Genomic DNA, 15,295 nt, shown 5'->3' on the forward strand with positions numbered 1-15,295 from the left:
GCTCTTACCTTGTCAGGGCCGACAGCACCCGCTCCGGGTGACGGCAGCTCACCAGCCAGTACGGCGTCGGGTCGTCCGGGTCGTCGAGGACGACCAGGATCATCGGCGCCACCCATGCCCGGTGCAGCACGTAGGCCGCGGGGTCGAGCTGGCGGCCCAGCGCGGCGGACTTGGCCGAGGGCACTACCTGTGCGGACCGGGCGATCGCGGTGACCGGCAGGTGCGCATGGCCCGCCCACAGTTCCACTTCCCCCGGCACGGATGGGTTGGCGGTGACCCGGATCTCGATGCGGCCCAACCACAACAGCGCCGCGGCCGCCACCGCGAACAGCACGGCGTACGGCCACCAGGAGGACTGCCGGGTGACGCCCATGTTGAACTCGAATGCGAGGACGCCGGCCAGCGCGAAGGCGGGTGGCCACCACCACCACGGAACCCACAATCGTTCGCGATACCGCACGTTGTGCGGCGCGACGCGCGTATCGGACACGCAGTCAAGGGTAGTCTGTGGCCCCGTGTCGACCAGTCTGGCCATCGTCCGCCTTGACCCCGAACTTCCGCTGCCCGCTCGCGCCCACGAAGGCGACGCGGGGATCGATCTCTACAGCGCCGAGGACGTCAAACTCGAGCCCGGGCGACGCGCGCTGGTGCGCACGGGCGTGGCGGTCGCCATCCCGTTCGGAATGGTAGGCCTCGTTCACCCTCGGTCGGGATTGGCTGCGCGCGTTGGGCTTTCGATCGTCAACAGTCCCGGTACCATCGACGCCGGCTACCGCGGCGAGATCAAGGTCGCGCTGATCAACCTCGATCCCGCCGAGCCGATCGTGGTGCATCGCGGCGACCGCATCGCCCAGCTGTTGGTGCAGCGGGTCGAGTTGGTGGAGCTGGTCGAGGTGTCGTCGTTCGACGAGGCGGGGCTGGCCGAAACGACACGTGGCGACGGTGGTCACGGTTCCTCCGGCGGACATGCGAGTTTGTGATGAGAAGGAGCGGCGCTGATGGCTGCATTCGGTAAGCGCGCACGCAAGGACGACAGTGCCCTCGCCGCGGACGTGCAGGGGGACGAGGTCGTGACGTCAGGCGCCGACGAGGAGCTCGAGGGCCCGTTCGACATCGAGGACTTCGACGACCCCGCCGTCGCCGAGCTGGCCCGCCTCGACCTGGGTTCGGTGCTGATCCCCATGCCCGAGGCCGGCCAGCTACAGGTCGAGCTGACCGAAACCGGTGTCCCGAGCGCGGTCTGGGTCGTCACGGCCAACGGCCGTTTCACTATCGCCGCCTACGCCGCGCCCAAGACGGGCGGGTTGTGGCGCGAAGTCGCCGGCGAGCTCGCCGAATCGCTGCGCAATGACTCGGCCCAGGTCAGCATCAAGGACGGCCCGTGGGGGCGGGAAGTGGTTGGCACCGCCACGGGCGTGGTGCGCTTCATCGGCGTCGACGGCTACCGCTGGATGATTCGCTGCGTCATCAACGGCGCCCACGAGACGATGGAGGCGCTCGAGCAGGAGGCGCGAGCGGCGTTGGCGGACACCGTGGTTCGGCGCGGCGACACACCCCTGCCAGTACGGACACCGCTGGCCGTGCAGCTGCCCGAGCCCATGGCCCAGCAGCTGCGCGAAGCCGCCGCGGCGCAACAGGCCTCACAACAAGGCGATGCGCAGCAAGCCGAGGAGCAACGGGCCCCGGCCGACGAGCCCGCCGCGCGCCGCAGCGCCGATGGGTCGGCGATGCAACAGCTGCGCACCACCACCGGCGGCTGACAGCGGGACGGCTAGCTCAGCTCGGCCAGCGCGTCCAGGCAGGCCGCGCCCAGGGCGGCCGGATCCGCCCCGATCTGATCCAGCGTCACGGTGCGCAGCGCTGCGCGCGGCGCTGCGGCGACCCAGTCGACACCGGCCTGCAACGGATGAATCGGATCGTCGACCGCGGCCGCCACCGCCAGCGGCGCGACGAGCGCGGCCAGCTCGTCGCAGCTCGGCGCGACGTAGGCCGCCGCCTCGTCCATGGCGTCGGGCAGGTGCGGCCACTGGGCTCCCCACGAGCGGGTCAGCTCGTCGGCCAGCCACGGTGGGCTGGACGCCCGCATCTGGGTCGTGGTCGCGGCCAGGCCGTCGGCTCGCAATCGGGAGGCCGAATACCGCGCCGCGAGGGCGGCCGGCGCCTCCCCGGGCGCACCCGCCCACGCCGGCAGCGCGGCCAGCACCGCGACTGCGCGGTCGGGATGGGCCAGCGCCCAGGCCGCCGCCACGGCCGCGCCGATCGACACGCCGCCGACGGCGATCGGGCCTTCGCGCGCCGCGGCGTCCAGCGCGGCCACGTACCCGTGAACCAGCCGGTCGGGTCGCGGCGGCGGGGTCACCAGCACCGCGCCGACCTGGGCTAACGGGCCGGAAAACGCCCGGCGGATGTAGTCGTCGTCGGAGCCGGTTCCAGCCAACAACACCGTCGTGACACCGCGCAGATCGACCACCACCCCTCGATAGTGCACGGCGTTGACCTGCGGTCCAACATCACGTTTGAGTCGGTTGGCGCTGGGGAACCAAGAGGTCTACGGTGTCCGTTGGCATAAATGGAAGCGTCGAGGCTTATCAGCATTGTCAGGAGTGGCCATGGGGGCCCAAGGGTATCTGCGCCGGCTGACCCGCCGGTTGACGGAGGATCCGGAGCAACGCGACTCTGAGGAACTGTCCGACGAAGTCGTGAGCACCGGAGCGCAACGGGCTATCGACTGCGAGCGCGGCCAGGAAGTCACGATGGTCGGCACGCTGCGCAGCGTGGAATGTAACGGCAGGGCCTGCGCCGGCGGAGTGCGCGCCGAACTGTTCGACGGCAGCGACACCGTCACGCTCGTGTGGCTGGGACAGCGCCGCATCCCCGGCATCGACTCGGGCCGCACCCTGCGGGTGCGGGGTCGCCTCGGCAAGCTCGAGAACGGAACCAAGGCGATTTACAACCCGCACTACGAAATTCAGCGGTGACCGTCCCGGAAGGTTTGGGTGGCGCAACCCCGTCCCCCCGGGAGCCGGGTTCATCGGAACAAACCACTAGTCGCATCAGTCCCGAGCGCCTGCTGGCGCAGGCGGGCGGTGTCAGCGGCGTCATCTACTCGTCGCTTCCGGTGGTCGTCTTCGTCATCGTTTCGAGTGTGTCGGGTCTGGTCCCGGCCATCGCGGCCGCGCTGGGTATCGCCGCGCTGGTCTTGATCTGGCGGCTGATTCGGCGGGATTCCCCACAACCGGCGTTCTCCGGGTTCTTCGGCGTGGCCCTGTGCGCGCTGATCGCCTACGTGCTGGGGGAGTCCAAGGGCTATTTCCTGCTGGGCATCTGGATGTCGCTGGTGTGGGCGGTGGTGGTCGCGGCGTCGGTGGCGATCCGCCGGCCGCTGGTGGGCTACGCGTGGAGCTGGGCCACCGGACGCGGCGACGGCTGGCGCAGCGTTCCCCGCGCCGTCCTCGCGTTCGACATCGCCTCGCTGGGCTGGGTGCTGGTGTTCGCCGCCCGCTTTGTGGTCCAAGGGCTGCTCTACGACGCCGATCGGACGGGGTGGCTGGCGGCGGCGCGGATCGGGATGGGCTGGCCGCTGACCCTGCTTGCCGCGCTGGCGACCTATGCGGCGATCAAGTCGGCGCAGCGGGCCATGGCCGTGGCCGAGGCCGAGGCCTGACTAGCCCGCTGGTGGCGACCCGCTGCGCCCGGCTACGGCCTGTAGTGGCGACCCGCTGCGCCCGGCTACGCCGCGCTTGCGATCGCCACGGCCGCGCTTGCGATCGCCACGGCCGCGCTTGCGATCGCCACTAGCCCAACAGCAGCTTCTGCAGGTCCTCTTCCGCCTCGGCGACGGCGACGAACAGCAGCTCGTCGCCGCCTTCCAGCGGCTCGTCCTCCTCGGGAACGATGACCCGCGGGCCACGCAGGATCGTCACCAGCGAGGTGTCGCGCGGCAGCTGCAGTTTGCGCACCGGCTTGCCGCCCCAGGGCGTGTCGTCGGGCAGGGTGATCTCGACGAGGTTGGCCTGCCCCTTGCGGAATTCCATCAAGCGCACCAGATCGCCGACGGCGACGGCCTCTTCGATGAGCGAGGCCAGCATGCGCGGTGTCGACACCGCGACGTCGACGCCCCAGGCGTCGGTGAACAGCCACTCGTTGCGCGGGTCGTTGACCCGGGCCACCACCCGGGGGACCGCGAATTCGGTTTTGGCCAAGAGGCTTAGCACGACGTTGGCCTTGTCATCGCCGGTGGCGGCCACCACCACGTCGAACTCCTGCATGTGCACCGATTCCAGCAGCGTCAGCTCGCACGCGTCGCCCAGGCGCCAGTGCGCGGCCGGGATGGCGTCGACGTCGACGTGGTCCGGGTTGCGCTCGATCAACGTCACATCGTGGCCGTTGCCGATGAGTTCCCGCGTGACCGAGCGACCGACCGCGCCGGCGCCGGCAACCGCTACCTTCATATGCGCAGTCTCCTCAAAGCCCGTCGCTGGAATTCGTCACAGGTCTTCGCTCGGCGGTAGCGCGGCGATGGCCACCGCCTCGGCGGCGCGGCCGGAGATCGCCGCGACGTAGACCTGATCGCCGGCTTGGATCACCGACTTCGGCTCGGGCAACACCCCGGCCCCGAATCGGATCAGGAAGGCCACCCGCGCGCCGGTGGCCTGCTCGAGATCGGTGACCCGGTGGCCGATCCAGTCCTCGTGCAGGACGACCTCGGAGACGGCGACCGTGCCGGTCGGATCGCGCCACTTGGCCGTCTCGGTCTCCCGCAGCAGCGCATTGAGCAGGCGGTCGGTGGTCCAGGGCACGGTCGCGATGGTCGGGATGCCCAGGCGCTCGTAGACCTCGGCGCGCTTGGCGTCGTAGATGCGGGCCACGACTCGCTTGACGCCGAACGTCTCCCGCGCCAGGCGCGCCGAGATGATGTTGGAGTTGTCGCCGGAGGACACCGCGGCGAACGCGTCCGCCTCTTCGATACCGGCCCTCAGCAGTACATCTCGGTCGAACCCCTGCCCCAGGACCCGCTCGCCGGCGTATTCGGGGCTGAGCCGGTTGAAGGCCGTGCTGTCGCGGTCGATGACCGCCACGTCGTGACCGATGCGGGACAGCCCGTCGGCGACCGAGGAGCCGACACGGCCGCAGCCCATCACTACTACTCGCACTTGTGTCCTCTCGGCCGCATCCTGCGCCCTTCGTCGGCAACGCACGTGGGCAAGCCGTTTGGGTCGGCGAACATTCTCGTCCACGAACGCTACCGTCAAACCCGTCTGGGCTTACTCTTGGCTCTCGTGTCCAAACTTTCAACCGCCACTCGTCGGTTGCTTATCGGCCGGCCGTTTCGCAGCGACCGGCTCAGTCACACGCTGCTACCCAAGCGGATCGCCTTGCCGGTGTTCGCCTCCGATGCGTTGTCCTCGGTGGCGTATGCGCCCGAGGAGGTCTTCCTCATGCTCTCGGTGGCGGGGGTCTCGGCGTATGCGCTGACGCCCTGGATCGGTCTGGCCGTGGCGGCGGTCATGTTGGTGGTGGTGGCCAGCTACCGCCAGAACGTCCACGCCTATCCTTCCGGCGGCGGCGACTACGAGGTGGTCACCACCAACCTCGGCGAGACGGCCGGCCTTGTCGTGGCGAGCGCGCTGATGGTGGATTACGTTCTGACCGTGGCGGTTTCGACCGCGTCAGCGATGGCGAACATCGGCTCGGCCATCCCGATCGTGGCCGACCACAAGGTGTTCTTCTGCGTCGCCTCGATTCTGCTGGTGATGGCGCTGAACCTGCGCGGCGTGCGCGAATCCGGGGTGGCGTTCGCCATCCCGACCTATGCGTTCATCATCGGGGTCCTCGTCATGATCGGCTGGGGCCTGTTCCGGATCTTCGTGCTGGGTGATCCGCTGCGCGCGGAGTCCGCCGGTTTCCAGATGCACGCCGAACACGGACAGGTCGTCGGCTTCGCACTGGCGTTCCTCGTGGCGCGGTCGTTTTGGCGCGGTCGTTTTCCTCGGGGTGCGCGGCGCTTACCGGTGTCGAGGCGATCAGCAACGGGGTGCCGGCGTTTCAGAAACCCAAGTCGCGCAACGCGGCGACGACCCTGCTGATGCTGGGCGCGATCGCGGTCACCCTGTTGATGGGCATCATCGTGCTGGCCGAGAAGGTCGGGGTTCAACTGGTCGAGGATCCCGCGACGCAGTTGAGCGGGACACCGAAGGGTTACTACCAAAAGACCCTGGTCGCCCAGCTGGCGCAAGCGGTGTTCGGCAGCTTTCACGTCGGGTTTCTGCTGATCGCCACGGTGACCGCGCTCATCCTGGTGCTGGCGGCCAACACCGCGTTCAACGGGTTCCCGGTGCTCGGTTCGATCCTGGCCCAGCACAGTTACCTACCGCGTCAATTGCACACCCGCGGAGACCGGTTGGCTTTCTCCAACGGAATCCTGTTCTTGTCCGGCGTGGCGGTGCTGGCGATCGTGGCGTTCCGCGGCGAGGTCACCGCGCTGATCCAGCTCTACATCGTCGGCGTGTTCATTTCGTTCACGTTGAGCCAGATCGGCATGGTGCGGCACTGGACCCGGTTGCTGCGCACCGAGACCGATCCGGGGGCGCGGCGCAAGATGATGCGCTCGCGGGTGGTCAACACGGTCGGATTGCTTTCCACCGGCACGGTTTTGCTGGTGGTGCTCGTCACCAAGTTCGTCGCCGGAGCCTGGATCGCCCTGTTCGCGATGAGCTTGCTGTTCGGCGTCATGAAGATGATTCACCGGCACTACAACACCGTGAACCGCGAACTGGCGAAGCAGGCGGCCGACGAGGAGGACGTGGTGTTGCCCAGCCGCAATCACGCCGTGGTCCTGGTGTCGAAGTTGCACCTGCCGACGCTGCGCGCGCTGGCCTATGCCAGGGCCACCCGCCCCGACGTCCTCGAGGCCGTGACGGTCAGCGTCGACGACGCCGAAACCCGCGAGCTGGTGCACAAGTGGGAGGAAAGCGATATCAGCGTTCCCCTCAAGGTCATCGCTTCGCCGTATCGCGAAATCACCCGTCCCGTACTGGAATACGTCAAGCGGGCCAGGGAGGAGTCGCCGCGTACCGTGGTCACGGTGTTCATTCCGGAGTATGTGGTGGGGCACTGGTGGGAGCAGGTGCTGCACAACCAGAGTGCGCTGCGGCTCAAGGGCCGGCTGCTGTTCATGCCCGGCGTCATGGTGACTTCGGTTCCGTGGCAACTGAGTTCGTCGGAGCGCCGCAAGACATTGCAACCGCATGTGGCGCCGGGCGACGCGCGCCGGGGAATTTTCGATTGACCCGCGAATCGACCCGCGCACCGCGTGGGGCACCGCCCCCGGCGGGCGAGCTGACGTTGACCACCGGCGCCCCGGCCAACGGCGGCAGCTGCGTCGCGCATCACGAGGGCCGGGTGGTGTTCGTCCGGTACGCGCTGCCCGGTGAGCGGGTGCGGGTCCGGGTGACCGCGGATCGCGGATCGTATTGGCACGCGGAGGTTGTCGAGGTTCTCGAGCCGGCGGACGGGCGTACGGCGTCGCTGTGTCCGATCGCCGGGGTCGACGGCGCCGGCTGCTGCGACTTGGCGTTCGCCACCCCGGAGGTGGCGCGCTCGCTCAAGGCCGAGGTCGTGGCCAATCAGCTGGAGCGCCTCGGTGGGCACCGTTGGAGCGGCGAGGCCGAGCCGCTGTCGCCGCGCCCCACGGGCTGGCGCACCCGCGTTCGCCTCGACGTCGGGGCCGACGGCCGGCCGGGCTTTCACCGTTACCACAGCGACGATTTGGTGACCGACCTGCGCTGTGCGCAGCTGCCGGACGGCATGCTCGACGGGATCGCCGACACCGACTGGCCGACGGGCGCGCAGCTGCACGTGGCGATCGACGATGACGGCGCGCGCCACGTGGTGCGCACGCTGCGCCACGGCGGACGCACCGCGACGAAGGTGATCGAGGGACGCTACGAGGCGGTGCAGCGGGTCGCGGGGCGCACCTGGCAGGTGCCGGTGACCGCCTTCTGGCAGGCGCACCGCGACGCCGCGGCGACCTACAGAGGCCTGGTCGCCGACTGGGCGGCCGCCGGCGCCGGCATGAGCGCCTGGGATCTCTACGGTGGCGCAGGCGTTTTCGCTGCCGCGCTCGGCGAGGCCGTGGGGCCCAGCGGGACGGTGCTGAGCGTGGACACCTCACGCGCCTCAACGCGGTCCGCCCGGGGCGCGCTGGCCGATCTCACCCAGGTGCAGGTCGTCACCGATTCGGTGCGGCGCGCACTGGCGGCGCGGCGGGGCCGAGTCGACGTGGCGGTGCTGGATCCGCCGCGGGCGGGCGCCGGGCGCGAGATCATCGATCTGCTGGCCGCGGCCGGCGTCCCGCGGGTGGTGCACATCGGTTGTGAGGCAGCATCTTTCGCGCGCGATATCGGGATCTACCTCCGCCACGGATATGCCGCGGAAAAGATCAAGGTGTTCGACGCCTTCCCGTTGACCCATCACATCGAATGCGTCGCGCTGCTGACCCGCGGCACTACATCCGGCGCCTAGGCCATCACGAAATACCGCACCCACAGATACAGCGCGGACAGCGCGACCGAGACGGCGGTGACGACCGCGCCCTTGCGGGTGAATTCCCAGAAGGAGATGGGATTGTCGGCGCGGCGCGCGATTCCGAGCAGGACGATGTTGGCGCTGGCGCCGATCGCGGTCAGGTTGCCACCGAAGTCCGTGCCCAGCGCCAGCGACCACCACAGGACGCCGGGATTGGCGTCGTCGGCCAGGGCGGGGACCAGGTCGGCCACCACCGGCGCCATCGTCGCGGCGTAGGGGACGTTGTCGACGATCCCGCTGATGACGACCGACGCGACGAGGATGATCATCGTCGCGGTCAAGGTGTTCCCGCCGGTGGCCGTGATCGCCGCGCCGGCAAGCTGTTTGACGACTCCCGTCTTCACCAGGGCACCGACCATGATGAACAGGCCGGCGAAGAACAGCAGCGTGTCCCACTCCACGCTGGACAGGTAGTCGGAGGGCTTGAGCCGCGACGCCACGATCAGGACCCCCGCGCCCAGCAACGCCACCACCGAAGGCTCCATCTGCAGCGGCGCGTGGGCGATGAACGCGGTGAACACCGCCAGCAGGACCACCCCACACGTGACGAGCAACCGCGGGTCGCGGATGGCCTCCTTTTCCTCCAGCGACATCACGTCGGCGACCCGCTCGGGATCGACGCTGAATTCCCCGGGAAAAAGGCGCGGTAACAACACCATCAGGACGACGATGACGATGGCCACGATCGGCGCCATGTGAACGAGGAAGTCGTTGAATGTCAGTCCGGCCTTGCTGGCGATGATGATGTTGGGCGGGTCGCCCACCAGGGTCGCCGCGCCACCGATGTTCGAGGCGAATACTTCTGCCATCAGAAAGGGTGCGGCGCCCAGCGCCAGGCGTTCGCACACCAACAGCGTTACCGGGGCGACGAGCAACACCGTGGTGACGTTGTCGAGCAGGGCCGACGCGATCGCGGTGACCAGGGCCAGCAGAATCATGACGCGCAACGGGGAGCCGCGGGCGCGCTTGGCCGACCAGATCGCCACGTACTCGAACACGCCGGTCTGCCGCAGCACGCTGACGATGATCATCATGCCCAGCAGCAAAAAGATGACGTCCCAGTCGATTCCGGTGCCGCGCGAGTAGAAGATGTCATCGGAGTGAATGATCGGCAGGGTGACCACGATCGCGGCGCCGGCCAGGGCCACGAACGTCTTGTTGACGCGATCGCTGGCGATCAGGGCATAGGCGACCACGAAGACCAGGATCGCGACGAAGCTCATCGATGTGCCTGTGGCATCAGGGTTTCAGCGCGGCGGCGAGCACCCGCGACGCCGTGATCACCCCGACCAGCGCGCCCTCCTTGACCACCGCGACGAGCGGGCTGCGCAGTCGCGCCATGAGCGCGGCCACCTCGATGATGGTGTCGTCGGCGTCGGCCGGGGGCACGTCGACCAGATGGTCGGGCAGCACGTCGCGCACCTTCTTGCCGCTCAATTTTTCCGCGCAGCGGTCGGCGGTCGATTCGTTGAGCACGCCGGCCAGCGACGGATCGTCCTGCACATAGCGAGGAACGATGAAGCGCACGACCTGGGAGGCGGGCAGCACCGCGTAGGGGTTCCCGGAGCCGTCGGTGACCAGCAGCCCGGGCAGCCGGTGCTCGGCCAGCATTCGGGCGGCCTCCAGCGCTTCGGCGTCAATGCTGACGACGGGGAAGTCCTCGGCGATCTGCTCGGCGCGCACACTGTGACGATACGTCCGCGAGGAGTGGATGGTCCGGCGGTCTCGAGGCTCATGGCGTACTCCTGGGTCGGAAGAAGACGTGCCGACCAGGCTTCCCGGCTCACCGCGCATTGACGCTACCAAAGGCGCGGCCGCGGCGATCCAACGACGGAACCCGCGACTTGCCCTCCGTGCGCCGCCGCGCCGCCTGCGTAGACTGACGGGATGCTGGAACAGATCCGCGGGCCCGCTGATCTGCAGCACCTTTCTGCACATCAGCTCCGCGAATTGGCCGGCGAGATTCGCGAGTTCCTGATTCACAAGGTCGCTGCCACCGGGGGACACCTCGGGCCCAATCTCGGCGTGGTCGAACTGACCCTCGCGCTGCACCGGGTGTTCGACTCGCCCCACGATCCGATCATCTTCGACACCGGCCATCAGGCCTACGTCCACAAGATGCTGACGGGACGCGCCCACGAGTTCGAAACGCTGCGCAAAAAGGGTGGGCTGTCGGGATATCCGTCGCGCGCCGAGAGCGAACACGACTGGGTGGAGTCCAGCCACGCCAGCGCCGCACTGTCCTACGCCGACGGCCTGGCCAAGGCCTTCGAGCTGAGCGGGCACCGCAATCGACACGTGGTGGCGGTGGTCGGCGACGGGGCGCTGACCGGCGGCATGTGCTGGGAGGCGCTGAACAACATCGCCGCGTCCGGCCGCCCGGTGATCATCGTGGTCAACGACAACGGCCGCAGTTACGCCCCGACGATCGGCGGTGTGGCCGACCACCTGGCGACGCTGCGGCTGCAACCGGTGTACGAACAGGCCCTGGAACGGGGCCGCGACGCGCTGCGGGCGCTGCCGCTGGTCGGCAGGCTCGCCTACCGCGTCATGCACAGCGTCAAGGCCGGCATCAAGGACTCGCTGTCACCGCAGCTGCTGTTCACCGACCTGGGGCTGAAGTACGTGGGCCCCGTCGACGGTCACGACGAACGCGCGGTGGAGGCCGCGCTGCGCCACGCCCGCGGTTTCGGGCGCCCGGTGATCGTGCACGTGGTCACCCGCAAGGGGATGGGCTACGCGCCCGCCGAGGACGACGAAGCCGAGCAGATGCATTCCTGTGGGGTGATCGACCCCCTGACCGGCCAGGCGACCAGCGTCGCCGGCCCGGGCTGGACGGCGACCTTCTCCGATGCGCTCATCGGCTACGCCCGCAGGCGCCGCGACATCGTGGCCATCACCGCGGCCATGCCCGGCCCCACCGGGCTGACGCCGTTCGGACAGCAGTTTCCGGACCGCTTGTTCGACGTCGGCATCGCCGAGCAGCACGCGATGACGTCGGCGGCCGGCCTGGCCATGGGCGGGATGCACCCCGTGGTGGCCATCTATTCGACGTTCCTCAACCGCGCCTTCGACCAGATCATGATGGACGTGGCGCTGCACCGGCTGCCCGTCACCCTGGTACTCGACCGGGCCGGGATCACCGGTTCGGACGGCGCCAGCCACAACGGGATGTGGGACCTGTCGATGCTGGGCATCGTGCCCGGCATGCGGGTGGCCGCCCCTCGCGACGCCACCCGGCTGCGCGAGGAACTCGGCGAGGCGCTCGAGGTCGACGACGGGCCGACGGCGCTGCGCTTCCCCAAAGGTGATGTGGGCGAGGACATCCCGGCGATCGAGCGCCTCGGGTCGGGTGTCTGCGGTGTCGATGTGCTCGCGGTCCCGGCCGGCGGATGCAACCACGACGTGCTGCTGGTGGGGGTCGGCGCGTTCGCGCGGATGACGCTCGCGGTGGCCAAGCGGCTGCAGGACCAGGGGATCGGTGTCACGGTCATCGACCCGCGTTGGGTGCTGCCGGTCTCGGAGCGCCTGCTCGACCTGGCGGCGCGGCACAAGTTGGTCGTCACCTGCGAGGACAACGGGGTCAACGGCGGGGTGGGTTCGGCGGTGTCGGCTGCCCTGCGCCGGGCCGACATCGACGTTCCGTGCCGCGATGTCGGTCTGCCGCAGCGGTTCTACGAGCACGCCTCCCGCGGCGAGTTATTGGCGGAACTGGCGCTGACGGATCAGGACGTGGCGCGCCGCATCACCGGGTGGGTCGCCGCGCTGGGCAGCAGCGAAGCCGAAGCGGAGATCCGCGAGCACCTGGATTAATCGGCGCGTTCCTCGGGTGCCTGCAGCGCGCGGGCCAGAGCGGGATCCACCAACTCCCGCTGCCAGGGTCGGGCCTGCCCGGCCCGCAGGAACGCCTCGACCGCCTCGAAGGGGTCCGGCGCGGCCTCCCAGTCCCAGCACAGCCGTCGCACCAGGTCCGGAGAGACCAGATTCTCGGTGGGGACGTGCACGCGCTCCGACACCTCCGACAGCGCCGCCCGGGCAGCCTCGAGCCGCGCGGCGGCTTCCGGTTTGCGCCGGCTCCATCGCGCCGGGGGCGGCGGGCCGTTGGGTGGTTCGGCGTCCAGGGGCGGATTCTTGTTGCGCCGGGCCTCGTCCAGCGCCCCCAGCCACGTCGCGGCGCTGCGGCGTTGATTGCGCCCGCCGAACACGGGCAGGGCGACCAGTTCCTCGACGGTCGTCGGGTTGGCCAGCGCGGCGTCGATGATGGCCGAGTCGGGAAGGATGCGGCGCGGCGCGATGTCGCGGCGCTGCGCGATCCGGTCGCGCGTCAACCACAATTCACGCACCGCGGCCAAGCCGCGCTGATCTCGCACACGATGGATCCCCGACGTTCGTCGCCACCGGTCCCGTCGTGCGCCGGCGCCCGGCTCTTTCGAGCCCGCATCCCGCAGGTAGTCGAATTCCTGTGCGGCCCAATCGGTTTTGCCTTGCTCGGCGAGGACCTCCGCGATCGCCGCGCGCAGCTCGATGAGCAGTTCCACGTCCAGGGCCGCGTAGTTGAGCCACTCGGCGGGCAGGGGCCGCTTGGACCAGTCGGCCGCGCCGTGGCCCTTGGCCAGCCCGAAACCCAGCAGCCGTTCCACCATGGTGGCCAGGTTCACGCGTTCGAACCCGGCCAGCCGTCCGGCGAGCTCGGTGTCATACAGCGCCGGGGGCCGCATGCCCACTTCCGCCAAGCACGGCAGGTCCTGATCGGCGGAGTGCAGGATCCACTCGTCGGTGCCCAGCACCTCGGCCACCGGCCGCAGGGCCTCGAGCGGGTCGCGGCCGTGGCTCACCGGGTCGATCAGCACGGTGCCGGCGCCGGCCCGGCGGATCTGGATCAGGTAGGCCCGGTTGGAGTAGCGGAAACCCGATGCCCGCTCGGCGTCCACCGCGAACGGTCCGCGCCCGCGGTCCAGTCGCTGCGCCGCGGCCTCGATTTCGTAGACGCTCACCGAGATGGGTGGGACGCCTTCGGCCGGATTCGGGAGCGGGGTGGGCTCGGGTTCGGTGCTGCCGGGCGCGCTGCTGCCCGGCCCGTCGGGCGAAGGTTCGCCCATGCTAGGCGCGTGACCGCGAGCTCAGGTCGGTGACTCCGGCGGGCGGCAGGCCCGCGGCGTGCTCCAATACCTCGCAGAACGCCTCGACATGCGGACCGACCGCGGGCGATGTTGCGGTCCAGGACGCCCGCAGCTCGAGCTGGTGGGCGCGCGGCGGCCCCGAGATGTCGCCGTAGCGCACCGACGTGGTGGCGGTGACGGTGCCGCCCAGCGCGACGACGTGTTCCATGCGTGACTCCAGTGCCTCGACCAGCCAGCTCCACGCTACTTCGGGCAGCAGGGGGTCGACGGCCTCGCTGGGGTCGAGGTCGGCCTGGATGTAGGCGACCATGCGGATGGTGCCGTCCCACGCGTCGGCCCCTTCGGGGTCATAGAGCAGGATCAGCCGTCCGAAGGCGTCGCCGTCGGACCGTTCGGGGATGATCTCGCGGTCGGGATGTTTGACCTCGGCGCCCAGCGCGTAGCTGTGGGGTGCCAGGCGTTGCGGCGGCCGGATCGGACCCAGCTCGATCTCCGGCCGCACGGCCACGGCGTTCATCGCCGCTACCGCCTCGCGGAAGGGGGCCGGTTCGGATGAGGTCACTTGGCGCCGCTCCTGTTCATCCCGACCGTTCTGTATCGTCACGGCACGGGTCACAGGGAACGACGGTAGACCTATCGACTGACACGCTGTGCCAGGCGCGCCGCATTTCAAACCCGCCGCGACCAACCCGTTACCAGCCCTCCACCAAACGTATATGTCCTGCTCAGGTGGCAGATCCGCCGGTGAACCGGGCGGGGCGCTTCTCGCGGTGTGCGGCCAGGCCTTCCTGCACGTCGGGGCCGCTGAAGCTCAGGAATTCCAGGCCCACCGACGTTTCGAAGGTGGGGCCCATCATGCGGTACCAGTGGTTGAGGCTGCGCTTGGTCCACTGGATGGCGTTCTGCGCGCCCTGCGCCAGGTTTTCGGCGATGCGGGTGGCGGTGGACAGGACGTCGTCGTCGTCGACGCAGGTGGAGACCAGGCCGATCCGCTCGGCTTCCTCGCCGAGCAGGGTCTCGCAGGTCAACAGGTAGTACTTGGCCTTGGCCATGCCGACCAGCAGCGGCCAGCAGATCGCGGCGTGGTCGCCGGCGGCCACGCCGAGCTTGGTGTGGCCGTCGATGAGCTTCGCGGTCCGGCCGGCCACCGAGATGTCGGCCAGCAGCGCCACCACCAGGCCCGCGCCCACCGCGGGCCCCCGGATCGCCGAGACCACGGGGGTGTCGCAGTTGATCATGTTGTGCACCAGGTCGCGGGCTTCGCGCATGATGCGGATCCGGCCCTCGTACTCGCCGATGGTCTCGGCGATCAGGTCGAAGCTGCCGCCGGAGGAGAAGGCCTTGCCCTCGCCGCGGACCAGGACGACGCGCACGGCCGGGTCGCGATCGATCACCGGCCAGATGTCGGCGAGGTCGCGGTGCATCTGCGGCCCCACCGAATTCAGGCCCGGGGAGTCGAGAACCAGCGTCAGCACACCGTTCCCCCCGAGCTCGCAGCGCAGGCTGGGGAAGTCGTCGTAATTCACTGCGGGCTGGCTGACTGGCATCCGGACTCCTGACGTTCAAACGGTTGCGGTCGCGATAGTACG

15 protein-coding genes and 1 pseudogene are annotated in these 15,295 nt (G+C 69.4%); 7 read left to right on the plus strand and 9 right to left on the minus strand.

Annotation, left to right across the window (positions count from 1 at the left end):
* Window positions 1–4: 4 nt before the first annotated feature.
* Window positions 5–490, minus strand: a complete 486-nt coding sequence (locus ACZ50Z_RS04200; RefSeq protein ID WP_464482402.1) for a DUF3093 domain-containing protein — start codon at window positions 488–490, stop codon at window positions 5–7.
* Window positions 491–515: 25 nt separating this feature from the next.
* On the opposite strand from ACZ50Z_RS04200, the gene dut reads away from it, so the two are divergent.
* Window positions 516–980, plus strand: coding sequence for a dUTP diphosphatase (gene dut / locus ACZ50Z_RS04205; RefSeq protein ID WP_464482403.1), 465 nt, complete (start codon window positions 516–518; stop codon window positions 978–980).
* An 18-nt stretch (window positions 981–998) separates the two neighbouring features.
* A complete protein-coding gene (locus ACZ50Z_RS04210; RefSeq protein WP_464482404.1) occupies window positions 999–1,760 on the plus strand; it encodes a DUF3710 domain-containing protein in 762 nt (253 codons plus the stop codon).
* A gap of 11 nt (window positions 1,761–1,771) precedes the next feature.
* Here the strand turns inward: ACZ50Z_RS04210 and ACZ50Z_RS04215 are convergent, their stop codons facing one another.
* Complete coding sequence (locus ACZ50Z_RS04215; protein WP_464482405.1) at window positions 1,772–2,473, minus strand: alpha/beta hydrolase; 702 nt, start codon at window positions 2,471–2,473, stop codon at window positions 1,772–1,774.
* Between the two features lie 136 nt (window positions 2,474–2,609).
* On the opposite strand from ACZ50Z_RS04215, the gene ACZ50Z_RS04220 reads away from it, so the two are divergent.
* Both ACZ50Z_RS04220 and ACZ50Z_RS04225 read left to right on the plus strand, forming a co-directional pair.
* Complete coding sequence (locus tag ACZ50Z_RS04220) at window positions 2,610–2,978, plus strand: OB-fold nucleic acid binding domain-containing protein (RefSeq protein WP_464482406.1); 369 nt, start codon at window positions 2,610–2,612, stop codon at window positions 2,976–2,978.
* Window positions 2,979–2,992: 14 nt separating this feature from the next.
* Window positions 2,993–3,664, plus strand: a complete 672-nt coding sequence (locus tag ACZ50Z_RS04225; RefSeq protein ID WP_464486081.1) for a DUF3159 domain-containing protein — start codon at window positions 2,993–2,995, stop codon at window positions 3,662–3,664.
* Window positions 3,665–3,794: 130 nt separating this feature from the next.
* Here the strand turns inward: ACZ50Z_RS04225 and ACZ50Z_RS04230 are convergent, their stop codons facing one another.
* On the minus strand, window positions 3,795–4,451 hold the full coding sequence (locus tag ACZ50Z_RS04230) for a potassium channel family protein (protein ID WP_008258524.1): 657 nt from the start codon (window positions 4,449–4,451) through the stop codon (window positions 3,795–3,797).
* Between the two features lie 36 nt (window positions 4,452–4,487).
* Complete coding sequence (locus ACZ50Z_RS04235) at window positions 4,488–5,153, minus strand: potassium channel family protein (protein WP_008258523.1); 666 nt, start codon at window positions 5,151–5,153, stop codon at window positions 4,488–4,490.
* A gap of 126 nt (window positions 5,154–5,279) precedes the next feature.
* Between ACZ50Z_RS04235 and ACZ50Z_RS04240 the strand changes: the two are divergent.
* Window positions 5,280–7,288 (plus strand): annotated as a pseudogene (locus tag ACZ50Z_RS04240) (APC family permease).
* Window positions 7,285–8,523: a class I SAM-dependent RNA methyltransferase gene (locus ACZ50Z_RS04245; RefSeq protein WP_464482407.1), complete on the plus strand. Its 1,239-nt coding sequence runs from the start codon at window positions 7,285–7,287 to the stop codon at window positions 8,521–8,523. The pseudogene ACZ50Z_RS04240 and the gene ACZ50Z_RS04245 overlap by 4 nt, the downstream one beginning before the upstream one ends.
* On the opposite strand, the gene ACZ50Z_RS04250 is transcribed toward ACZ50Z_RS04245, so the two are convergent.
* Window positions 8,520–9,809, minus strand: coding sequence for an ArsB/NhaD family transporter (locus tag ACZ50Z_RS04250; protein ID WP_464482408.1), 1,290 nt, complete (start codon window positions 9,807–9,809; stop codon window positions 8,520–8,522). The genes ACZ50Z_RS04245 and ACZ50Z_RS04250 overlap by 4 nt on opposite strands.
* Window positions 9,810–9,825: 16 nt before the next feature.
* On the minus strand, window positions 9,826–10,269 hold the full coding sequence (locus ACZ50Z_RS04255) for a CBS domain-containing protein (RefSeq protein WP_464482409.1): 444 nt from the start codon (window positions 10,267–10,269) through the stop codon (window positions 9,826–9,828).
* 204 nt (window positions 10,270–10,473) lie between these two features.
* On the opposite strand from ACZ50Z_RS04255, the gene dxs reads away from it, so the two are divergent.
* A complete protein-coding gene (gene dxs, locus ACZ50Z_RS04260) occupies window positions 10,474–12,399 on the plus strand; it encodes a 1-deoxy-D-xylulose-5-phosphate synthase (RefSeq protein ID WP_464482410.1) in 1,926 nt (641 codons plus the stop codon).
* On the opposite strand, the gene ACZ50Z_RS04265 is transcribed toward dxs, so the two are convergent.
* From ACZ50Z_RS04265 to ACZ50Z_RS04275, 3 genes are all read right to left on the minus strand, one after another.
* Window positions 12,396–13,685: an HRDC domain-containing protein gene (locus ACZ50Z_RS04265; RefSeq protein WP_464482411.1), complete on the minus strand. Its 1,290-nt coding sequence runs from the start codon at window positions 13,683–13,685 to the stop codon at window positions 12,396–12,398. The genes dxs and ACZ50Z_RS04265 overlap by 4 nt on opposite strands.
* Before the next feature lies 1 nt (window position 13,686).
* On the minus strand, window positions 13,687–14,223 hold the full coding sequence (locus ACZ50Z_RS04270; protein ID WP_464486082.1) for a DUF3000 domain-containing protein: 537 nt from the start codon (window positions 14,221–14,223) through the stop codon (window positions 13,687–13,689).
* 208 nt (window positions 14,224–14,431) lie between these two features.
* Window positions 14,432–15,253 carry an enoyl-CoA hydratase/isomerase family protein gene (locus tag ACZ50Z_RS04275; protein WP_464482412.1) on the minus strand — a complete coding sequence of 274 codons (822 nt, stop codon included), beginning with the start codon at window positions 15,251–15,253 and terminating at the stop codon, window positions 14,432–14,434.
* Between the last annotated feature and the right edge of the window lie 42 nt (window positions 15,254–15,295).

Source organism: Mycobacterium sp. NTMscope_MAC_269, from assembly GCF_976985695.1.